Raw genomic sequence first — 20,865 nt, forward strand, 5'->3', positions numbered from 1 at the left:
CGCGGTTCGCGTCGCCCTCGACGCCCACGACGCCCTCGCGCGGTCGGCCCGACAGGAGGTCGTCCGGAAACTCCGCGCCACGGGGGCCGAGTTCTACTGTCATTTAAGACCATAGAGAACCCATACGGAGGTATGGGAGACGACACCACCCCAGTCATCGCCAAGGCGGTCCGAACGCCGCAGGGTAAAGAGGACGGCGTCTTCGCCGACACCCGGAGCGAAGACCTCTCGGTGCCGCTCATCGACACCATCCTCGACGAGACGGGTCTCGAAGGCGAACACATCGACGACCTGATGTGGGGCTGTGCCCAGCAGCGCGAGGAACAGGACAACAACGTCGCGCGGGTCATCGCCCTCCTCTCGGAGTTGGGCGAGAGCGTGCCCGCCACGACCATCAACCGCTGGTGCGCCTCCTCGATGCAGGCCATCATCAGCGCGAGCGACGCCATCCGGGCGGGCCAGCGACGGGCCATCATCGCGGGCGGCGTCGAGAACATGAGTCGCGTGCCGATGAGTCAGGGCTACGGGAACGTCCACCCCGGAATCGCCGATATGTACAACGTCGGCGAACTCTCGATGGGGATGACCGCCGAGAAGGTCGCCGAGGAGTACGGCATCACCCGCGAGATGCAGGACGAGTACGCGCTCCAGAGCCAGCAGCGGGCGGCCGAGGCGTCCGAATCGGGGCGGTTCGACGACGAAATCGTCCCCATCGAGACCGACGAGGGCCTCGTGGAGGAAGACGAGGGCATCCGACCCGACACCGACTTGGAGACGCTCTCGGAACTCCCGACGGTGTTCAAGGCCGACGGGACGGTCACGCCCGGCAACGCCTCCCAGATTTCGGACGGCGCGTCCGCGACGCTCGTCACGAGCGAGGCGTTCGCCGAGGAACACGACCTCGAAATCTTGGCCCACGTCGGCGACAACAACGTCGCGGGCGTGGACCCCACCGTGATGGGCATCGGGCCGGTCCCGGCGACCCGCGGCCTGTTGGAGCGCACCGGCCAGTCCATCGAGGAGTTCGACCTCGTGGAACTCAACGAGGCGTTCGCCAGTCAGACGGTCTACTCCCGCGACGAACTCGGCGTCGACCCCGAGAAGTTCAACGTCAACGGCGGCGCAATCGCGCTCGGCCACCCGCTGGGGGCCTCGGGCGCTCGCCTGCCCGTGACGCTGATTCACGAGATGCAGAAGCGCGACGCCGACAAGGGTCTGGCGACGCTCTGCGTCGGATTCGGTCAGGGTGCGGCGATTACGTTCGAGCGGAAGTAGTCCGACCGCGGTCGTTTCCTCGGCGTTTTCTCGCGTTCGGTCGCTCCCGTCCTCGCGGACGTTGCCCGCTCGGACTTCGGGACGTTCGCGCCGCCCACCGTTCGCCACCGACTCGAGAAGTGTAGAACATCTTTCGCGTTGCGGCGGCGGAGGCGCCGAACACGGGGACGGCGGCGGCTGACTTTACCCCAGAAATATCCCCTTTTTCACGCTATAGCTCGGGGATACCCTGCGAACGCTCGCGTTCCACTCGACCCTCGCCGTAGTAATTCCCACTACTCGCGGGAAAGCCGCTCCCGCGAGGGCGAACTATCGCGTTCCCTTATCCCGATGGGTCCCGACCCGATTCGAGGGGTTACCCATGAGCGATAACGACGAGAACCGAATCGACGACGCGAACCGAACGGACGAACAGAACCGAGCGAACACCTCGCGCCGAACAGTACTGCAGGGGGTCGCCGCCGGGTCCGTAGTCGGACTGGGCGGACTCGCGGCCGGACGGGACGGCGGGGACGCGGCGGCCGGACAGGAGACGACGACGCAGCAGGGCGGACAGGAGGGCTTCTTCGAGCAGGGAACCGAAGTCGGGACCCAGATGGTCGCGAACGGCGACCTGACCGCGCCGACCGACTTCGCGGTCGCGCAGGGGCAGAACCAGCGCCAGTACGTCACGGACCAGACCGGACAGGTGTACGTCATCACGGAGAACGGCCTCCGGGACGAACCGTTCATGGACGTCACCGACCGGATGGTCGAACTGGGCCGGTTCTACGGCCTGTACGCCGACGCTCAGCAGAACTACGACGAGCGCGGACTGCTCGGCATCGACTTCCACCCGAACTTCCAGGAGAACCGGAAGTTCTACCTCCACTACAGCGCGCCGCCCACCGACGAGTTGCGGACCATCAACTGGGACCACATCGAGGTCGTCTCGGAGTTTCAGGCGACCGAGGACTTCTCATCCGGCGACCCCGACTCCGAGCGCCAACTGCTCCGTATCCCGTCGCCCCAGTACAACCACGACTCCGGACCGATGGCGTTCGGACCGGACGGCTACCTCTACGTTCCGATGGGCGACGGCGGAGGCGCGAACGACAACATGTACGGCCACGTCCCCGACTGGTACGACCGCAACACGGGCGGCAACGGACAGGACATCGTCCACAACCTGCTGGGCGACGTTCTCCGCATCGACGTGGACAGCGAAGGCGAGGACACGCCGTACGGAATCCCGGAGGACAACCCCTTCGCGGGCGAGGCGCCGGGGCGAGACGAGATATGGGCCTACGGGTTCCGCAACCCGTTCGGCATCTCGTTCGACAGCGACGGGAACTTGTTCGTCGCGGACGCCGGCCAGAACCTCTGGGAGGAGGCCGACGTGGTCGAGAAGGGCGGCAACTACGGGTGGAACATCAAGGAGGGTACCCACTGCTTCAGCACGGAGCAACCCAGCAGTCCGGAGGCCATCACGGACTGCCCCTCGAACGCGCCCGACCAGCCGTACGGCGGCGCGCCGCTTCGGGACCCCATCGTCGAGTTCCCCCACGAGTACGGGGGCGGATGGGTCGGCATCACCATCATCGGCGGCCACCGCTACGAGCAGTCGACCATCTCCGGCATGCAGGGCAAGTACGTCTACGGCATCTGGACCGAAGACCCGACGCGGGAGGAACCCGCCGGCCGGATTCTGACCGCCGACCCGCCGGAGAGCTTCGGACAGGGCGGCGGGACGCAGACGACTGCGGCGGGTGAGCAGACGACCGCGGCAGGCAACCAGACGACTGCGCCGGGCAACCAGACGACCGCGGCGGGCGAGACCACCGCGGCGGGCGAACAGACGACCACACAGGAGGGTGCGCTTCAAGACGAGACGACCACGACCGCCAACGAGACCGGCACGCCGACGGTGGAACCGGCCGAGACCGAGAACGTCGAGAAGGCCCCGGCCGAGACCGGCACGCCGGGCGACGTGACGACCACGGCCGGTGGTGGCGAGGACGACGTTCCGCCCCAAGGCCCGCAGGTCGTCCCGCGCGACGAACTCTGGGAGATGCGCGAACTCCAGATAACTGGCGGATTCGACTGGTTCGTCCGCATGTTCGGTCGGGGCGCGGACGGCGAAATCTACGTCCTCGTGAACAAGCGCGGCGTCCCGGAGGGCGACACCGGCGCGGTGCTGAAGTTGGTGCCGCCCGGACAGGGCGACGGCGGGCAGACCACGCAGGCGGACGGCGAGACGACGGACGGAGCAGAAGGGACCACGACCGTCGGGAAGGACCCTGCCGGAACCGAGACGCCCGGTGCCGAGACGACCACTGTCGATACGGACGAGACGACGACGGCCGCGCAGGACCGCTGAAGCGACGGTCCGCTCGCCCGTTCGCCGCTCGTTCTCTGGGCCCGAGTCTGGGTAACTATACCTATTTTAGAGAATGGAAAATGATTGAGAGGGAATCAGACAGTTAGTCGTCCGCGCTCGCCGCGTCCGAACCGCCAGAAATCCGACTCTGGGGCACCGTCCCGTCGTCGTTCCAGCCCCGGACCTCGTAGTACTCGTCGAGCGCCGACTCGAAGTTCGGCAGGTCGTAGGGGAGGCGGTCGGCGTCCCGAGCGACCCCCCGCTGATTGTTGAAGTGGCGTTCGAGTTCCACGACGCGGCCCCCTATCTCGAGCAGGTCCTCGAAGTCGGCGTCGAATAGCGTCTCGTAGCGGTCGGGACTCATGAAGTCCCGGGAGAACTTGCAGACGATGCCGGCGTCGTTGAGCGCCATCAGGTTCTCGCGCTCGACCAGTCGCTGAGGCTTGCCCTCGAAGCCGGTCGGTTCCATCGCCTCCTCCTTGCCGACGAGGGGGTACTCGACCGAGTAGAAGGTCGCGTACATGTGGTCGGCCCCGCGGTTGGCGACGGCGTAGCTCAGCCCCTGCCCGTGGAGGACCCGGCCCTCGTGGGCGGCGAAGTCCATGCCCTTGACGGTCCAGTTCTCGACGCCCAGTTGCTCGTGGGCGCGGTCGATGCCCTCCGCGAGCAGGTCGCCGACGCCTTCTCGGTGGGCGATTTTCTCGACCAGGTCGAGGACGAGGTCCTCGTCGCCGAACTCGTCCTCGCTGGCGAGGTACGCCGAGACGGTGTTGCCACAGGAGATGGCGTCGAGACCGTAGCGGTCGCACAGTTCGTTGGACTTCATCACGTCCACGATGTCGTCGATGCCGGCGTTCGACCCGAACGCCATCGCCGTCTCGAACTCCGGTCCCTCTGTCTCGACGCCCGCCGCCTCGTCTCTGGTGGGAAGCTTGCAGGCGAACGCGCAGGCCGAACAGGTGCCCTTCTTGTACTTCTTCTCGGCGACTGCGGCGCCGTTGATGCCCTCTGCGCCCTCGAACGACTGCTCGGAGAAGTAGTAGGAGGGGAGACCGTCCATCTCGTTGGCGAGGTCCATCACCGCGACGGTCCCCTGTTCCTTCATGATGTGGTCGGCCGTGGCCGCCTCGCGGTGAATCTCCATCTGGTCGGCCGGAATCTCGACGTCCGGCCGGGAGTCGCCCGCGAAGGTGACGGCCTTGACGTTCTTCGCGCCGAGCACCGCGCCGAGTCCGCCCCGACCGAAGGCGCGCTCCTCGGTGGTCATCACGGAGGCGAACCGGACCCGGTTCTCGCCCGCCGGGCCGATGCAGGCGACGTGCTCGGAGTCGAGTCCGCGCTCGTCCTCGACGTACGCGCAGGTCTCGGGCACCGTCGCACCTTCGAGGTCGGGCGCCTCCTCGAACTCGACGCCGTCGTCCGTGACGTGGACGACGAGGAGTTCCTCGCTCTCGCCCGCAATCTCGACCGCGCCGAAGCCGGTGTCGGCGACGTGCCGGGACATGAACCCGCCCGCGTTCGACGACAGCAGGCCGCCGGTGAGCGGGGAGACTCCCGTCAGGTTCGTCCGGCCGGTGAAACTCATGTTCGACATCTGCATCGGTCCGGTCGTGAAGAACAGGCTGTTTTCCGGGCCGAAGGGGTCGGCGTCGAACGGAACCCGGTCGTGGGCCAGTTTCGTGGCGACGCCGCGGCCGCCGACGAACGATTCCAGCACGTCGTCTATCTCCTCGGTGCGGGTCTCGCGTTCGCCTACGTCGATGGTCAGAAGCGGTCCTTTCGCGTGTTTCATGGTCGATGATTTCTGTTTTCAGCTAATAAAATTGTGTCACCCGACAGTGGGGGTCGGTGCGGTCGGCGGGTCACTCCTCGGGCCAGCGCTCGATGTACACCGTCTCGTCGGTGTAGAACCGAATCATGTCCTCGCCCTGCGCGTGGAGGTCCCCGAAGAACGAGTCCTTCCGCCCGCCGAAGTGGAAGAACGCCATCGGGGCGGCCGTACCGATATTGACGCCGAGGTTGCCCGCCTCAGCCTCGTGGCGGAAGCGCTTGGCCTCGCGGCCGCGCTCGGTGAAGAGGCTGGCCGCGTTGCCGTACTCGCTCCGGTTGAGAATCGACAGGGCGTCGTCGAAGTCCTCGGCCCGAATCAGCGCGAGCACGGGGCCGAAAATCTCCTCTCGGGCCACGGTCATCTCGGGGTCCGTGTCACCGAAGACGGTCGGCGCGAGGTAGAACCCCTCGTCGGGGAGGTCGGAGTCGCGCTCCCGACCGTCGAGCAGGAGCGTCGCGCCCTCCTCGACGCCGGTCTCGACGTACTCGCGGACCGTCCGCTCGTGGTCGGCGGTGACCAGCGGTCCCATCTCCGTGGCTTCGTCGAGTCCGTCGCCGACTTCGAGGGCGGCGGCGCGCTCGACGACGCGGTCGGCGAACTCGTCGTAGACGGCGTCGTGGACCACCGCGACCGGATTGGCGAGACAGCGCTGGCCCGAGTTGGCGAACGCCGAGGAGACGGTCTGTTCGGCCGCGAACTCGAGATTGGCGGAGTCCGACACCACGATGTGGTTCTTCGCGCCGCCCTGCGCCTGCACGCGCTTGCCGTGCTTTGCGGCGGTCTCGTAGACGTGTTCGGCCACGGGCGTCGAACCGACGAACGACGCGCCCACCACGTCGTCGTGGGCCAGCAGCGCGTTCACGGTGTCGGGACCGCCGTGGACGAGGTTGACCACGCCGTCGGGGAAGCCCGCGGCGTCCACGAGTTCGAGGATTCCCATCGCGGTGAACGGGGTGCGCTCGCTCGGTTTCAGCACGAACGCGTTGCCGGTCGCCACCGCGTAGGGCAGGAACCACAGCGGAATCATGCCCGGGAAGTTGAACGGCGTGACGGCGGTGAACACCCCGAGAGGCTGTCGAACCGCGGTCTCGTCGATGTCGGGCGCGGCGTTCGGGAGGTGGCCCGCCTGCATCATCGAGGGCATCCCGCACGCGACCTCGACGTTCTCGATGCCCCGCCGGAGTTCGCCCTTCGCCTCCGCGAGGGTCTTGCCGTGTTCCCGGGCGAGCGTCTCGGCGAGGTCGTCCTGATTCGCTTCGAGGAGGTTCTTGAGTTCGAACAGGGGCTGGATGCGCTCCTCGACGGGGAGCGCCGACCAGTCCTCGAACGCCTCGTCGGCCGCGGCGACCGCTTCGTTCACGCCGGTCTCGTCGCTGAAGGGCGTGACGCCGACCGGTTCGCCGGTCGCGGAGTTCACCACGTCCTGCTCGCCCTCGCCGGCGGGGTCGCGCCACTCGCCCGCCACGTAGTTCTTCGCTTGCTCGGCGGACCGAGCGAATGAGATGTCAGTCATGGCGTTACGTGAGCGTCGAGGGGTCCGTGAGCGTCCGTGCGCCTCTCGTGAGTGTCTCGTGTCGGGTTAGCGTCATCGGTATCACGCCACCTCGGTCTCGACTATCTCGATGTCGCGCTCGGCGAGTTCGTCGATGAACTGCGCGGGGTCGAGTATCTCCTCCGGGGGTTTGGCCCCGGTGTCGAGCGCCTCGCCGCGGCCGACGAGGTCGGCCGCGATGCCCATCGGGACGCCGGTCCAGACCGCCGTGGCCTTCAGTCCCCAGTCGTCGAGGCGCGACTCCACGACGACCTCGTACCGGTAGTGGGCGTCTTCGCCGCCCTCCTCGCCCGTCACGTCCACGCGGAACGACTTCCACTCCTCGACCGCGCCGGGCTTGGGCTGGCGGTCGAGGTGCCAGTCGAGGAACTCCCGGGGGCTGAACTCCGCGCCCTCGAACTCGACTTCCTCCTCGCTGGTGAGGTTCAGGCCGATGAGCACGTCGCAGATGTTGACGAGGTCGGGCGAGAACGCCACCCGGAAGTCCACCGTCCGGACGCCCTCGAAGGTGTAGGGCATCGTGGCGAGTTCGGAGTGGATGCTGTGGAACCCCTCCACCTCGCCCACCGGGTCGGGCATCGTGTAGGTCTCCCGGCCCGAGAGCGGTTCGAGTTCCTCGTACTCGCCGTCCTCCCAGACGATGGGGTTCATCGTGAGTTCGTCCAGAATCGTCTTGGCGGAGTAGGCGAACCCCTCGCCGCCGCCCTTCGCGCCGGTCCGAATGTGGACCTCGTCCACCCGGTCGAGATGGCTCGCGCCCTGCGCGGCCGCGACGTTGGTGAGGCCCGGACTCGCGCCGATGCCGAGGACCGCGGTGAGTCCCGCCTCGTCGAACTCCGCGTCGAGTTCGAGTTGGTCCTGCGTCTTGTGGTAGAGACCTCCGAGGTCGAGGTAGTGGGCGTCGGCCTCCAGACACGCCTCCATCACGTCCACGTTGAAGGCGTAGGGAAGCGCGTTCGCCACCACGTCGGCGTCCGCGAGCAGTTCGACCAGCGCGTCGTGGTCGGTCACGTCCACCTCCGCCACCTCCACCTCGCCGGGGAGGTCAGCCGCGAGTTCCTCCGCGGCCTCCACGTCGGCGTCCGCGATAGTCAGTTCCGCGTCGCTGTTCTCCGCGAGTTCGTGGGACGTGGCGCGACCCATCGCGCCGCATCCGCCGAGTGCGATAACGTTCATGTAATTATCTGTAGTGGTTCAGTAAGCTCAGTAGTCCTTGTAGTTCATCATGACCGCCTTCGTCTGGGTCATCGCTTCGAGGTGCCACTTGCTGCCGTACCGGCCGCCCGACCCGCTCTCGCCGTAGCCGCCGAACGGGAGGAGTCGCTCCCAGTAGTTGTTGGTCTCGTTGACGAACACGCCGCCGGCCTTGAGGCGATTCGCGGCGTCGTGGGCGCGTTCGAGCGAGTCGGTGAAGATGGCGGCCTGGAGGCCGAACTTCGAGCGGTTGGCCACCTCGATGGCCGCCTCGTAGTCGTCGACCGAGATAACGGGCGTCACCGGGCCGAACGTCTCCTCGCGGGCGATGTCCATCTCCTCGGTCACGCCGTCGATGACCGCCGGGTCGAAGAACAGGCCCTCGGTGTCACCGCCGGTCAGCAGGTCGCCGCCCTGTTCGACCGCGCCCTCGACGTGGTCGACGACCTTCTGCTGGATGCGCTCGGACACCATCGGTCCGACGTCCGTGCCCTCCTCGAAGGGGTCGCCGAGTTCGAGGGCCTCTGTCTTCTCGACCACCGCGTCCACCAGTTCGTCGTGAACGCCCTCGGTGGCGATTACGCGCTCGGTGCCACAGCAGACTTGCCCCGCGTTCCAGTTGCTCCCCATCACGATGCTCTCGGCGGCGTGGTCCACGTCGGCGTCGTCGAGCACGAGGATGGGGTCCTTGCCGCCCATCTCCAGCAGACACTGGGCGTTGCGCTCGGCCGCGGTCTTCGCTATCTGCTGGCCGACCTCGGTGCTGCCCGTGAACGCGATAAGTCGGATGTCCTGGTGCTCGACCAGCGCCTGTCCGGTCTCGCCCGCGCCCGTGACGAGGTTGAACGCGCCGTCCGGGAGACTCGACTGGTCGAAGGCCTCGGCGATGTGGTACGCGGTCAGCGGCGTCTCCTCGGCCGGTTTGAACACCACGGGGTTCGCGGTGGCGATGGCGGAGTAGATGGACCCGCCGGGCACTTCGAGGGGGAAGTTCCACGGACTGATGACCGCGCACGGGCCGTAGGCTTCCCGCTGCGTGTAGGCGAACCGACCCCGGAACTCCGAGGGCACCACGTCGCCGAACAGTCGGATGGCGTCGTGGGCGTAGTCGTCGCTCGACTCGATGACGTACTCGGTCTCCTCGTAGGACTCGTGGAGGGGCTTGCCCTCCTCACGGGTAATTCCCTCCGCGATTTCGTCCTCGTGGTCCTCGAAGTAGTCGGTCACCTCGTCGAGCACCGCGGCGCGCTCGAACGCGGTCATCTCTTCGAGTTCGCGCTGGGCGCGGCGGGCCGCCTCCACGGCCTTCCGTACGTCCTGGGCCGACCCGGCCGGCACGGTGTCGATGACCTCGCCGTCGACGGGCGAGTCGACGTCGATTCCCGTGCTCGCTTCGGCGTCGACCCACTCGCCGTCTATGTAGAGCTGTCTCATGCGTGAGTCACTCTATCGAATGGTGAGGCGGGCCAAAAATCTTTCTGAAAAATCGTCCTTTATCCGCAAAGACTTCGAGAATCGGGGCGCGAACTCGAACCGCCGAGAGTTCACCCCCGGCGGAGCGCGGACGACCGGCCCTCTCAGAGCGACGGGTCGTCGAGCGCGAGGTGGACGGACTTGCTCTGGGTGTACTCCGCCAGCGCCTCCTTTCCGCACTCCCTGCCGATGCCGGACTGCTTGAAACCGCCGAACGGCGTTCCGGGGACCGTGCCGAAGTACTGGTTCACCCAGATGCTCCCCGCCTCGACGTCGGCGGCCGCACGGTGGGCCCGGGAGGCGTCAGTCGTGAACACGCCGGCCGTGAGACCGTACGACACGTCGTTCGCGATGTCGATGGCCTCCTCGTACGTCGAGAACGTCGTGACGAACTGGACCGGGCCGAACACCTCCTCCTGAGCGATGCGCATCTCCGGGTTCACGTCGCCGAACACGGTCGGTTCGACGTAGTAACCCTCGTCGAGTTCCGCGTCGTCGGGGCGGCCGCCGCCCGCGAGTACGGTCGCGCCCTCCTCCTTCCCGAGTTCGACGTACTCCTCGACCTTCTCGCGGTGGGCCGCGTAGCAGAGCGGCCCCTGGTTCGCGTCCTGCAAGGGGTCGCCGACGGTTCGGGACTCGACCGCGTCGAGGTAGTGGTCGAGGAATTCCTCCTCCACGTCTTCGTGGACCAGCAGGCGAGTTCCCGAGTCGCAGGACTGGCCGTTGTTGTAGAGTCCGGCGACGGCCGCGGTCTCGGCCGCCGATTCGACGTCGGCGTCCGGGAAGACCACGAAGGGGTTCTTCCCGCCGAGTTCCAGCGTGACTGGCGTCACGTCGTCGGCCGCCGCGCGCATGACCTCGCTGCCGACGGGCACCGACCCCGTGAACGAGACCTTCCGAATCCCGTCGTGGCCGGAGACGGCCGCGCCGGCCTCGTCGCCGAAGCCCGGGACCACGTTCAGCACGCCGTCGGGCAGGATGTCCTCGGCGAGTTGGGCCGCCCGAATCACCGCGAGCGGAGCCTGCTCGGCGGGTTTCGTCACCGAGGTGTTGCCGGCCGCGAGCGCCGCGCCGACCTTCCACCCCATCAGGAGGACCGGGTAGTTCCACGGGAGTATCTGGCCGGTGACGCCGTAGGGTTCGCGCCGGACGTAGGCGTGCGAGTCGTCGCCGACGTCCGGTACCGACCCTTCCTCGCCCGCCGCCGCGGCGGCGTAGTACTCGAAGAAATCGATGCCCGTCTCCACGTCCGCACGCGCGGCGTAGAGCGGCTTACCGACCTCCAACGTCTCCAACAGGGCGAGTTCGTCGAGATGGTCCCGGAGGACGGTCGTCCACTCGCGGACGAGGTCGCCCCGCTCCATCGCGGTCATCTCGCCCCACTCGCCGTCGTAGGCCTCTTCGGCCGCCGACACCGCGGCGTCGACGTCGGCCTCGCGTCCGCGGGCCACGTCGGCTATCGGTTCGCCGATAGCGGGGTCTTCGGGCGCGAACGTCTCGCCGTCGGCCGCGGCGGTAGTCTCGCCGGCGACGACGGCGCCGAACTCGACGCCCTCGGTCGCCTCTTCGATCGCCGATTCGTGATTCGCTCTGAGTGAGTCGTCGTAGCCTGTCATGGGAAAAGGATGTCGTCTATCGGTTCGATGAGGGAGTCACCGGGTCAGCACGACCACGTTGTCCACGGACCAGCCGACGGTCACGGTTCGGCCGGTCGAGAGGTACTCCCCGCGGTCGGTTATCTGCATGTCCACGGTCAGCGTCTTGCCGTTCTCCAGTTCGACGACGAACTTCCCGAGGTTGCCCTTGTAGATTTCGTCGACGACTTCGGCCTCGAACGCGTTGTCGAGCCCCTGCGCCTCGGAGCCGAGCCGTATCTTCTCGGGGCGGACCGCGAACGAGACCTCGCCGTCGGCCGCGGGTTCGCGGGGGACCCGGAACGACAGTCCGTCGCTCTCGACCACGGGCCCCTCCTGCGTCTCGGCGTACGCGCCGCGCACGAGGTTGGTCTCGCCGATGAAGTCGGCGACGAACTCGGTCTCGGGCTGTTCGTAGATTTCGGTCGCCGTGCCCAACTGTTCGAGGTGACCGTCGTTCATCACCGCGATCTCGTCGCTCATCGTCAGCGCCTCCTCCTGGTCGTGGGTGACGTAGACGAACGTCGTTCCCAGTTCCTCCTGGAGGTTCTTCAGTTCGACCTGCATGTTCTTCCGGAGCTTCAGGTCGAGCGCGCCGAGCGGTTCGTCGAGCAGGAGCACCGTCGGCTGGGTCACCAACGCCCGCGCGAGTGCGACCCGCTGTTGCTGACCGCCCGAGAGTTCGTCGATCTCCCGGTCCTGATAGTCGGGGAGTTCGACCAGTTCGAGTATCTCGGCCACGCGGGCGTCTATCTCCTCGCTGCCCGTCCGCTTGGCGAGGCTCTTGAGTCCGCCGCCCGAGGAGCCGCCGTCCGCGCGCTCGTCGGGGAGCCCCTTCATCTGGAGGCCGAACGCGACGTTCTCTCCCACGGTCATGTGGGGGAACAGCGCGTACGACTGGAACACCATGCTGGTGTCGCGCTCGAACGGCGGCACGTCGGTCACCCGCTCGCCGTCGATGTACACTTCTCCCTCCGTCGGCGTCTCGAAGCCGTCGATACACCGGAGCAGCGTCGTCTTGCCACAGCCCGACGGACCCAGCAGCGTGAGGAACTTCCCCTCCTCGATGTCGAGGCTCACGTCGTCCACCGCGACCACGTCGTCGAACCGCTTGGTGATGCCGTCGAGCTGAACGTCGTAGCTCGTCATCGTCTACGCGTTCTGAATCTCGGTCCACGCCCGGCTGTACGTCTGGGTGGCCTGACCGAGGTTCTGGATGTACTCCAGCTTCTTCATCGTCGAGGAGTCCGGGTAGATGCTCTTGTTGTTGAGGATGTCCTCGCTGATGTGCTTCTCGGCCTGCTCGTTGGGGCTGCCGTAGTAGGTCCAGTTGGTGATTCGGGCGCCGATCTTCGCGTTGAGGTAGTAGTTGATGAACGCGTGCGCGGCGTTCGGGTGGGGCGCTTTCTTGGTGACGGCACCGTTGTCAACCCAGATGACGCCGCCCTCCTTCGGAACCGCGTAGGCGATGGGCGAGGAGCCGTCCTTGTACGTCTCCCAGTAGGCCTGGAACACGCCGCCGGACCACGCGTGGACCGGGCTCGCCTGCTTGTTGATGAGGTTGGTGGTGAAGTTCGACGAGTCGTAGGTCTTGAGGAGGCTCTTCTGGTTGATGAGCATCTCCTTGGCCTCCTCTATCTTCGACTCGTCCTTCGTGTTGAGCGAGTAGCCCAGGCGCTTGAGGGTCGCGCCGATGGTCTCGCGCATGTCGTCGAGCATCGTCATCTGGCCCTTCCACTGCTCGTTCCACATCGCGTCCCAGGAGTTGATGCTCACGTCGCTCCCGAGCATCTCCTTGTTGTAGCCGATGCCCGAGGTGCCCCACTGGTACGGCGCGGAGTACGTCCCGGGGTCGGGGTCGTACGGCGTGTCGGTGAACTTCGACCCGAGGTTGCCGTAGTTGGGAATCTTGCTCTTGTCCAGCTTCTGGAGCATCCCCTGGTCCACGAGGACGTTGATCATGTAGTCGCTCGGGAAGACGAGGTCGTACTGCTTGAGACCGCCCGCCTTCAGCTTGTTGAACATCTCCTCGTTGGAGGCGTAGTTCGAGACGTTGACCTTCACGCCGTAGGTCTTCTCGAAGTCCTGAACCGTGCCGTCGGGCCAGTAGTCGCCCCACTGGAAGATGTTCAGCTTGTCCTCCAGTTCGTAGTCGAGTTCCTTCAGCCCGTACTTCTCGCGCGGGTTCTTGGACGCCGCCGTCGTCGTATCGGAAGCCGTGGTCGTCGTGGCCTGTCCGCCGCCGTCGCCACCGGTACAACCTGCGAGTCCGGTCAGCCCGATAGCCGTGAGCGAACCGGTCGTCTTGAGGAAGCGCCGCCTGTCGCCGTCCGTCTTTCTTTGCTTGACCATCTTTATCACACCGACTCTTTTCGGCTAAAGGGGTGTATATGGCATAAAGATTGGGGATAAAGTCTTCACGTGCCGAACTTTTTCCACCCCTCGAGCGGCCTGAAACCGGCGGTTCGGGGCTACCAGATGGGGCCCTCGAACCACTGCGCGATGCCGACGACCCCCATGGTCACGACGATGATGAGCGCCGCGACCACGTTGACCCCCGGCGTGATGCCCTGGCGCACCATCGAGAAGAAGAAGATGGGCAGCGTGTTCTGATTGCCGATGATGAAGAACGTGACGACGAAGTCGTCGAAGCTCATGGCGAACGCCAGCAGCGCGCCCGCGACGATGCCGGGCTTGAGCATGGGCAGGGTGACGTACCGGAACGTCTCCAGTTCGTTCGCGCCGAGGTCCTTGGCGGCCTCCTCAAGGGTCCGGTCGAACCGCTGGAGACGCGCCAGGACGACGATGGTCACGAAGCTGATGTCGAACGCGATGTGACCGATGGCGGCGGTGTGGAGTCCGAGCGACATCCCGACGATGTTGAAGAACAACAGCAGCGAGATGCCCATCACGATGCTCGGGATGATGATGGGCATGTAGACGATGCCCGTGAACAGTCCCTTCCCGGGGAAGTCGTAGCGGTCGAGCGCGAAGGCGAGCATCGTCCCGAAGACGACGCTCGCGACGACGGTGACGAGCGCGATCTCGACCGAGTGGACCAGCGCGGAGAACGCCGCGGAGGGGTTGACGCGTGCGACCGTCTCGCCCGCCAGCAGCGCTTCGTACCACTCGGTCGTGAACCCCTGCCAGACGAGCGCGTACCGCGAGTCGTTGAACGAGAGCGCGATAAGCACGACGATGGGAAGGTACAGGAACAGGTACACCAGCGCCGCTTCGACCGCGAGCAGCGTGCCGCCCCACTCGAAGATTCGGGACCGGAGGCGGGCGAACGGACTGCGATTTCGCGACCCGGTGCTCATGCGATATCAGCGCTCCCGTACTTCTGGTAGAGCGCGATAGCTAGCAGCATGATTCCCATGAGCGTGAACGACCCCGCCGCGCCGAGCGGCCAGTTGCCCGCCGCGCCGAACTGCGCGGCGATGAAGTTGCCGATCATCTGGCTGTTGGTCCCGCCGAGCAGGTCGGGGATGACGTACGCGCCGGTACTCGGGATGAACACCAAAAGGCTCCCCGCGACGACGCCGGGCATCGACAGCGGGAAGATGACCTTCCGAAACGCCTGAAGCTTGTTCGCGCCGAGGTCCATCGCCGCCTCCTGGAGCGTGAAGTCTATCTCCTCGATGCTGGCGTACACGGGGAGGATCATGAACGGAATCCAGATGTACACCAGTCCCACCATCACCGCGAACTGCGAGTTCATCAGCGACTGCCCGGCCTCGTAGAACGGGAGGAAGCCGAGCGCGTTCGTGAGGACGCTGTTGCCCGACAGCAGTATCTGAATCGCGTAGATGCGGACGAGGAACGACGCCCAGAACGGGAGGATGATGAGCACCAACAGCAGGTCCTGGTACTCCTCCGGGGCGATGCGACCGACGTAGTAGGCGACGGGGTAGCCGACGGCGAACGACACCAGCGTCGCCAGCAGTCCGTATCCGATGCTCTTGAGCGTCAACTGGACGTACGGAGTGGGTTCGCCCGCGGCGAACTGAAGGTTCGTCGGCACGATGGCTTCCAGCAACCACGCGACGGTCCACCAGATCGCCTGAAACACCGAGGCGTCCTCCGGGACGAAGAACAGACGATACTGCTGGAGACCGAGGTACTTCGGGGCGACGAGCACCTCGCCGAACGCCCCTCGCTGGCCGAAGCTGTAGTAGAACATCACGCCCAAGGGCACGAGGAAGAAGACGAACAGCCAGAACGCGCTCGGGGTGACGTTGACCGCGAACCCCGTCCACCGGCTCCGCCGGATCCGCTGGCGCAGGCTCGGACCCGACTCGACGTCTCGTTCCCGCGACTTGTGTTCACTTGCCATGCGTTTCTGTGTCTCATCGTCGTGGCCCCCCGAAATAAGTTTTGCTCTGTTCCGACATCGTCCGATGATTTTCCCGCTCATTCGCCCCCATTCAGACAAAGTTTTTGTTACTGTGCCTCAATACGTTCATCAGCATGAGTGCGGACCGCGGAACGTTCGACGTCGCCCTCTGCCAGTACGAGTTCGGCGGGTGCGAGTCCGTCGAGGCGCTCGGCCGACGAGTCGAGCGACTGTTCGACCGGGCCGGCGAGGCCGACTGCTACGTCCTCCCGGAACTGTTCGCCAGCGACTGCCTCCCCGCCGACGGGGACCTCTCGACCCTCGACCCGTCCCAGCGGACCGCACTCCACCGCGCGCTCGCCGACGCGGCCGACGACCGAGAGGCGGTCGTCGTCGGGGGGTCGTACAACGTCACCGAGAACGGGTCGGTGTACAACCGGTGTCCCGTCGCGGTCCCGGGCGAACCCGTCGAGACCTACGACAAGTCCCGCCTCATCCCCGAAGAGCGAACGGCCGGGAAGCGTGCGGGCGATGCGCGACCGCCGGTCGTCGAGCACCGCGGCGTCGGGGTCGGCGTCGCGGTGTGCTACGACGTGGAGTTCCCCGAGTTAGTCCGGGACCTCGCCGACCGCGGGGCCGAGGTCGTCGCGGTCCCCTCGTGGACCGCCAGCGAGGCCGGTTTCCAGCGCGTCCGCCGGTGTTCGGCGGCCCGGGCGGTCGAGAACCAACTGTACGTCGCGCAGGTCAGCGTCGTGGGCGAGCGGTCGGCGGACCTCCGAGGGACGGGGCGGTCAGCGGTGTTCGCCCCCTGTGACGACGTCGTGGGAGCGGGCGGCACCCGCCTCTCGCTCCCGCGCGACGAACGCGCGGCCGCGACGTGTTCGGTGGACGTGGACGCGGTGCGGCGGTCCCGAGCGGACGCGTCGGTTCGGCCCTACACCGACGCGAGACGAGGCGAGGAGTGACTCTTGATGAGAAACAGAACGAATACGGAAACGCGGACCGAACCTTCCACCATGACTATCGACGAAATAGACGCGAAGATACTCAAGATACTACAGGCCGACGGTCGGACCGCCCTGTCGGAGATCGCCCGACGGCTCGACATGGGAAGCGCGACCATACACGAGCGAGTCAACACCCTCGAAGAGGAGGGGTACATCCAGGACTATCGGGCGGTGCTGGACTCCGAACTGCTCGGTCTCGACAACGTGGCGTTCATCCGGGTCCAGACCGACGCGGGGCGGTTCTCGGAGGTGGCGGAACGGCTCGCCGAGGAGAGCGCGATTCAGGAGATTCACGAACTCACCGGCGAGACCGACCTGCTCCTGAAGGTCAGGGTCGGCAGCCGCGAGGACCTGACCGACTTCCTGAGCAGTATCGGCAAATACGAGGGCGTCGTCTCGACCAAGACCGACGTTGCCCTGCGCAGCGTGAAGGAAGAGAATCGGCTGAACGTTCCGGAATGATGACCGGCTGGGACCTCTCGCCGTCGGTGCGGAGCGAAGTCGGGCGACTGGAGCGCGTGCTGGTCCACGAGCCCGGACCGGAGTTCTCGACCGTGGTGGACCCAGACGCGTGGGAGTGGGACGGACTCCCCCGACAGGAGACCGCGGCCGAAGAGCATCGGGCGCTGGTCGAACAACTGGAGAGCGACGGCGTGACGGTCGACCGACTCGGCGGCGCGTCCGAGGGACTCGCCGAGTCGCTGTTCGTCCGAGACGTCGGACTCGCCGTCGAGGGCGGACTCGTCGTCGGAAAGATGGTCGAGGAGACGCGTCACGGCGAGGAGCGTCGAGTCGCCGAGCGCGCGCTCGAACTGGGCATCCCCGTCTACCACACAGTCCACGGCTCCGGCGGATTCGAGGCCGGGAACGTGGTGTGGATAGACGAGACCACCGTGGCCGTCGGCCGGTCCCAGACCACGAACGCCGAAGGCATCCGGCAGGTCCGAAACGTACTGGAAACCTACGACATCGACGTCGTCGAGGTCCCCATCTTCGGAAGTACCGAGAGCACCGGCCAGACCCACCTCGCGCTGGTGTTCGCGATGGTCGCCGAGGACCTCGCGCTGGTCTACCCGCAGGCGATTCCCCCGGAGTTCCTCGAACTCCTCCACGACCGCGGGATAGAGACCATCAAGGTCCCCATGCGCGAACAGCGGAACCGAGCGACGAGCACCATCGTGGTCGAACCCGGCCGCGTGCTCCTTCCCTCGGGCAATCCCCGTGTGCGGGAGTCGCTCACCGAACACGGCATCGACGTGGTCGAACTCGACCTGCGCGAGATACGGAAGACCGGCGGCGGACTGAAGGGACTGGTCCTCCCGCTAGAGCGAAGCTAGCCGGTCTCTTTACTCTGAACGCGATAGAATTTCGTATCATTTTCGTGTTTACCATCTTTTTGCCAAAGATTTATTGAGTGCCCTTCCGTCGTGTCGGACGATGAGTCTCGGTGACAAAGAGCAAGAACGGGACCACGCAGAGCGACTGCGCGACCGAACCGGAAAGAGCAAGCAGTTCTTCGAGCGAGCGTCGGAGGTCACGCCGCTGGGCGTCGAGTCGAACGTCCGGGCGTTCGACCCCTACCCCTTCTACGTGGAGGAAGCGGACGGCTCGTACCTCTACGACATGGACGGCAACGAGTACCTCGACTTCCTGCTGGCGCTCGGCCCGATCATTCTCGGGCACGGCCACCCCGAGGTGAAGGAAGCCGTCAAGGAACAGGTCGACACCTGCGACCTGACCGCCACGCCCCAGCCAATCGCCGTCGAGTTCATGGAGAAGGTGGCCGAGATGACACCCAGCATCGAGCGGGTGCGCCTCGCCAACTCCGGCAGCGAGGCCACCATGCACGCGATGCGCGTCGCGCGCTCGTACACGGGCAACGACAAGATAGCGAAACCCGAGGGCGGCTACGCCGGCGCGCACGACTACGCGCTCCAGAGCGTCTACGCCAGCGAGGAGGCGCTCGGCCCCGCGGACGAACCTAACACCGTCTCCTACGGCACCGGCATCCCGGACGCCGTGAGCGAGACGGTAGTCGCGTTCCCGTTCAACGACGAGGAGGCGACCGAGAAGATACTCCGCGAGCACGCCGACGATCTGGCGGCGGTCATCATCGAACCAGTGATGTTCTCCTGTGGCTGTCTGAAGCCCGAGGACGGCTACCACGAGTTCCTCCGGGAACTGACCGAGGAACTCGGCATCGTCCTCATCTGGGACGAGGTGATGACCGGGTTCCGACTCGGCCCCCAGAGCGCGCAGGGCCGGTTCGGAATCACTCCCGACATGACCACCTTCGCCAAGGCGGCGGGCGGCGGCTACCAGATGGCCGGGTTCGGCGGGAAGGCAGAGATAATGGAGGAGATAGTCCCGCCGAGGAAGGAGGAGGCCTCGAAGTGGAACTCCTCGGCGTTCCACGGCGGCACCTACAACGGCCACCCGGTGTCGGCCGCCGCGGGGCTGAAGACCCTCGAAATCCTCGACGAGCGCGACGTGTACGACCACATCGAGGAGATGGGCGACCGGCTGTTCGGCGGCCTGCAGGAAGTCGCCGACGACGTGGGTATCGACGCCAACGTCCAGCACGTCGGGTCGATGGGACAGGTGTACATGACCGACGCCGAGATTCGCCGGTACCGAGACTCCTGGAAGGCCAACGAGGACCAGTTCGCCGACTGGTGGCTCGAAGCCGCGGGTCGCGGCGTCCTGTTCGGCAACCCGATGCAGGGCGAGCGGTTCTTCACCACCTACACCCACACCGACGAGCAGATCGACCGAGCGCTCGAAGTCGCCGAGGACGCCTTCCGCGCGGTGGACCACGACTACTGAACCATGAGCGAACAGGAACCGAACGCCGAGCGAGACGGGCAGGAGCCGACGACGAGTCCGGCCGAGAAGTACGACGAGTACGTCATGCCCATCACGAAGGGCTACGACCCGTTCACGGTCGAGCGCGCGTCGGGCACGACGATGGAGACGACGGAGGGCGACCAGTACCTCGACTGCTTCTCGGGCATCTCGGTGACGAACGCCGGACACAACAACCCCGAGGTGGTCGCGGCCGCCAAGGACCAACTGGACGACCTGATACACACCTGCTCGTACGTCTACCGCAACGAACCGGTGGCGGACCTCGCCGAGCGCATCGCCGAGATAACGCCCGGCGACCTCCAGAAGACGTTCTTCTGTAACTCCGGCACCGAAGCCGTCGAGGGCGCGATAAAGCTCGCGCGCAAGCACACCGGGAGCAAGGAGGTCGTCGCGCTGGAGATGGCGTTCCACGGCCGCACCCTCGGCAGCCTCGCGCTCACCGGCAACCACGCCTACAAGCACGAGATGGCCCCGACGATGAACGACGTGGTCCACGCGCCTGCGCCCTACCAGTTCCGGTCGCCGTACGGCGACTGCTCGGAGGAGGAGTTCGCCGCGCGGGCCGCCGAGGAACTGGAGCGAGTCATCGGCACCCACACCTCGACGGACCTCGCGGCCGTCGTCCTCGAACCCGTGATGGGCGAGGGCGGCATCGTCGTCCCGCCGAAGGGATACCTGAAGCGCGTGCAGGAGATAGCCCACGACCACGGCGCGCTCCTGATTCTGGACGAGGTCCAGACGGGGTACGGCCGGACCGGCACGATGTTCGCCAGCGAGCAGTTCGACGTGGAACCGGACATCCTGACGCAGGCGAAGGGTATCGCGGACGGCCTGCCCCTCGGCGCGTTCACCGCGCCCGCGGACATCGCCGACAGTTTCGAGGCGGGCGACCACCTCTCGACGTTCGGCGGCAACCCCGTCTGCTGTGCCGCGGCGCTCGCCAACATCGACGCCCTGCAGGACGGCATCGTGGAGAACGCGGCCGAGCAGGGCGAGTGGCTCGCCGAACGGCTCGCGGACCTCGAAGACGAGTACGACCTCGTCGGCGAGACGCGGGGCCGCGGCCTGATGTTCGGCGTCGAACTGGTCGGGCCGCTGGCCGAGGAGGACACCGACGCGAGCGACCGCGACGCCGGCACCGCCGAGGGCGAACCCGCGAAGAAGGCGGCCGACGCGGTCAAGGACTACATGCGCGAGGAGCACGGCGTCCTCGTCGGCGTCGGCGGCTACCACAAGAACGTCATCCGATTCCAGCCACCGCTGACCATCACCCGCGAGGAACTGGAGCGGGCGGTCGGGGCGCTGGAGGACGGACTCCGAGCGGTCGAAGCCTAAC

The 20,865-nt window shown here is 66.4% G+C and carries 16 protein-coding genes; 7 read left to right on the forward strand and 9 right to left on the reverse strand.

The window, feature by feature from the left end; all coding sequences use genetic code 11:
* Positions 1 to 132: 132 nt before the first annotated feature.
* Together M0R89_RS04850 and M0R89_RS04855 are read left to right on the forward strand one after the other, a co-directional pair.
* A complete protein-coding gene (locus M0R89_RS04850; RefSeq protein ID WP_248651439.1) occupies positions 133 to 1,275 on the forward strand; it encodes a thiolase family protein in 1,143 nt (380 codons plus the stop codon).
* 361 nt (positions 1,276 to 1,636) lie between these two features.
* Positions 1,637 to 3,634: a PQQ-dependent sugar dehydrogenase gene (locus M0R89_RS04855; RefSeq protein ID WP_248651440.1), complete on the forward strand. Its 1,998-nt coding sequence runs from the start codon at positions 1,637 to 1,639 to the stop codon at positions 3,632 to 3,634.
* 103 nt (positions 3,635 to 3,737) lie between these two features.
* Here M0R89_RS04855 and M0R89_RS04860 read toward each other — a convergent pair whose 3' ends face one another.
* From M0R89_RS04860 to M0R89_RS04900, 9 genes are all read right to left on the reverse strand, one after another.
* Complete coding sequence (locus tag M0R89_RS04860) at positions 3,738 to 5,426, reverse strand: aldehyde ferredoxin oxidoreductase family protein (protein ID WP_248651441.1); 1,689 nt, start codon at positions 5,424 to 5,426, stop codon at positions 3,738 to 3,740.
* A gap of 70 nt (positions 5,427 to 5,496) precedes the next feature.
* On the reverse strand, positions 5,497 to 6,978 hold the full coding sequence (locus M0R89_RS04865) for a CoA-acylating methylmalonate-semialdehyde dehydrogenase (RefSeq protein ID WP_248651442.1): 1,482 nt from the start codon (positions 6,976 to 6,978) through the stop codon (positions 5,497 to 5,499).
* 81 nt (positions 6,979 to 7,059) lie between these two features.
* Positions 7,060 to 8,193, reverse strand: a complete 1,134-nt coding sequence (locus M0R89_RS04870) for a saccharopine dehydrogenase family protein (protein ID WP_248651443.1) — start codon at positions 8,191 to 8,193, stop codon at positions 7,060 to 7,062.
* Positions 8,194 to 8,220: 27 nt separating this feature from the next.
* Complete coding sequence (locus tag M0R89_RS04875; protein ID WP_248651444.1) at positions 8,221 to 9,645, reverse strand: aldehyde dehydrogenase family protein; 1,425 nt, start codon at positions 9,643 to 9,645, stop codon at positions 8,221 to 8,223.
* Positions 9,646 to 9,788: 143 nt separating this feature from the next.
* Positions 9,789 to 11,300 carry an aldehyde dehydrogenase family protein gene (locus tag M0R89_RS04880; protein ID WP_248651445.1) on the reverse strand — a complete coding sequence of 504 codons (1,512 nt, stop codon included), beginning with the start codon at positions 11,298 to 11,300 and terminating at the stop codon, positions 9,789 to 9,791.
* Between the two features lie 36 nt (positions 11,301 to 11,336).
* A complete protein-coding gene (locus M0R89_RS04885) occupies positions 11,337 to 12,467 on the reverse strand; it encodes an ABC transporter ATP-binding protein (protein ID WP_248651446.1) in 1,131 nt (376 codons plus the stop codon).
* 3 nt (positions 12,468 to 12,470) lie between these two features.
* Positions 12,471 to 13,670 carry a polyamine ABC transporter substrate-binding protein gene (locus M0R89_RS04890; RefSeq protein WP_248651447.1) on the reverse strand — a complete coding sequence of 400 codons (1,200 nt, stop codon included), beginning with the start codon at positions 13,668 to 13,670 and terminating at the stop codon, positions 12,471 to 12,473.
* A gap of 119 nt (positions 13,671 to 13,789) precedes the next feature.
* On the reverse strand, positions 13,790 to 14,638 hold the full coding sequence (locus M0R89_RS04895; RefSeq protein ID WP_248651448.1) for an ABC transporter permease: 849 nt from the start codon (positions 14,636 to 14,638) through the stop codon (positions 13,790 to 13,792).
* Positions 14,635 to 15,654, reverse strand: coding sequence for an ABC transporter permease (locus M0R89_RS04900; RefSeq protein ID WP_248651449.1), 1,020 nt, complete (start codon positions 15,652 to 15,654; stop codon positions 14,635 to 14,637). Before M0R89_RS04900 ends, M0R89_RS04895 begins: the two co-directional genes overlap by 4 nt.
* Positions 15,655 to 15,788: 134 nt before the next feature.
* Between M0R89_RS04900 and M0R89_RS04905 the strand changes: the two genes are divergently transcribed.
* The 5 genes from M0R89_RS04905 (at position 15,789) to M0R89_RS04925 (ending at position 20,864) form a co-directional block, all read left to right on the forward strand.
* Positions 15,789 to 16,619, forward strand: a complete 831-nt coding sequence (locus M0R89_RS04905; RefSeq protein ID WP_248651450.1) for a nitrilase-related carbon-nitrogen hydrolase — start codon at positions 15,789 to 15,791, stop codon at positions 16,617 to 16,619.
* 51 nt (positions 16,620 to 16,670) lie between these two features.
* The gene (locus M0R89_RS04910; RefSeq protein WP_248651451.1) at positions 16,671 to 17,123 is read left to right on the forward strand and encodes an Lrp/AsnC family transcriptional regulator; all 453 of its coding nucleotides are present in this window, start codon (positions 16,671 to 16,673) and stop codon (positions 17,121 to 17,123) included.
* Positions 17,120 to 17,998, forward strand: a complete 879-nt coding sequence (locus M0R89_RS04915; protein WP_248651452.1) for a dimethylarginine dimethylaminohydrolase family protein — start codon at positions 17,120 to 17,122, stop codon at positions 17,996 to 17,998. The genes M0R89_RS04910 and M0R89_RS04915 overlap by 4 nt, the downstream gene beginning before the upstream one ends.
* 100 nt (positions 17,999 to 18,098) lie before the next feature.
* Positions 18,099 to 19,487 carry an aspartate aminotransferase family protein gene (locus M0R89_RS04920; protein ID WP_248651453.1) on the forward strand — a complete coding sequence of 463 codons (1,389 nt, stop codon included), beginning with the start codon at positions 18,099 to 18,101 and terminating at the stop codon, positions 19,485 to 19,487.
* A gap of 3 nt (positions 19,488 to 19,490) precedes the next feature.
* Positions 19,491 to 20,864 carry an aspartate aminotransferase family protein gene (locus M0R89_RS04925; RefSeq protein ID WP_248651454.1) on the forward strand — a complete coding sequence of 458 codons (1,374 nt, stop codon included), beginning with the start codon at positions 19,491 to 19,493 and terminating at the stop codon, positions 20,862 to 20,864.
* Position 20,865: the final 1 nt, after the last annotated feature.

This window comes from Halorussus limi (assembly GCF_023238205.1).
Taxonomy (GTDB): domain Archaea; phylum Halobacteriota; class Halobacteria; order Halobacteriales; family Haladaptataceae; genus Halorussus; species Halorussus limi.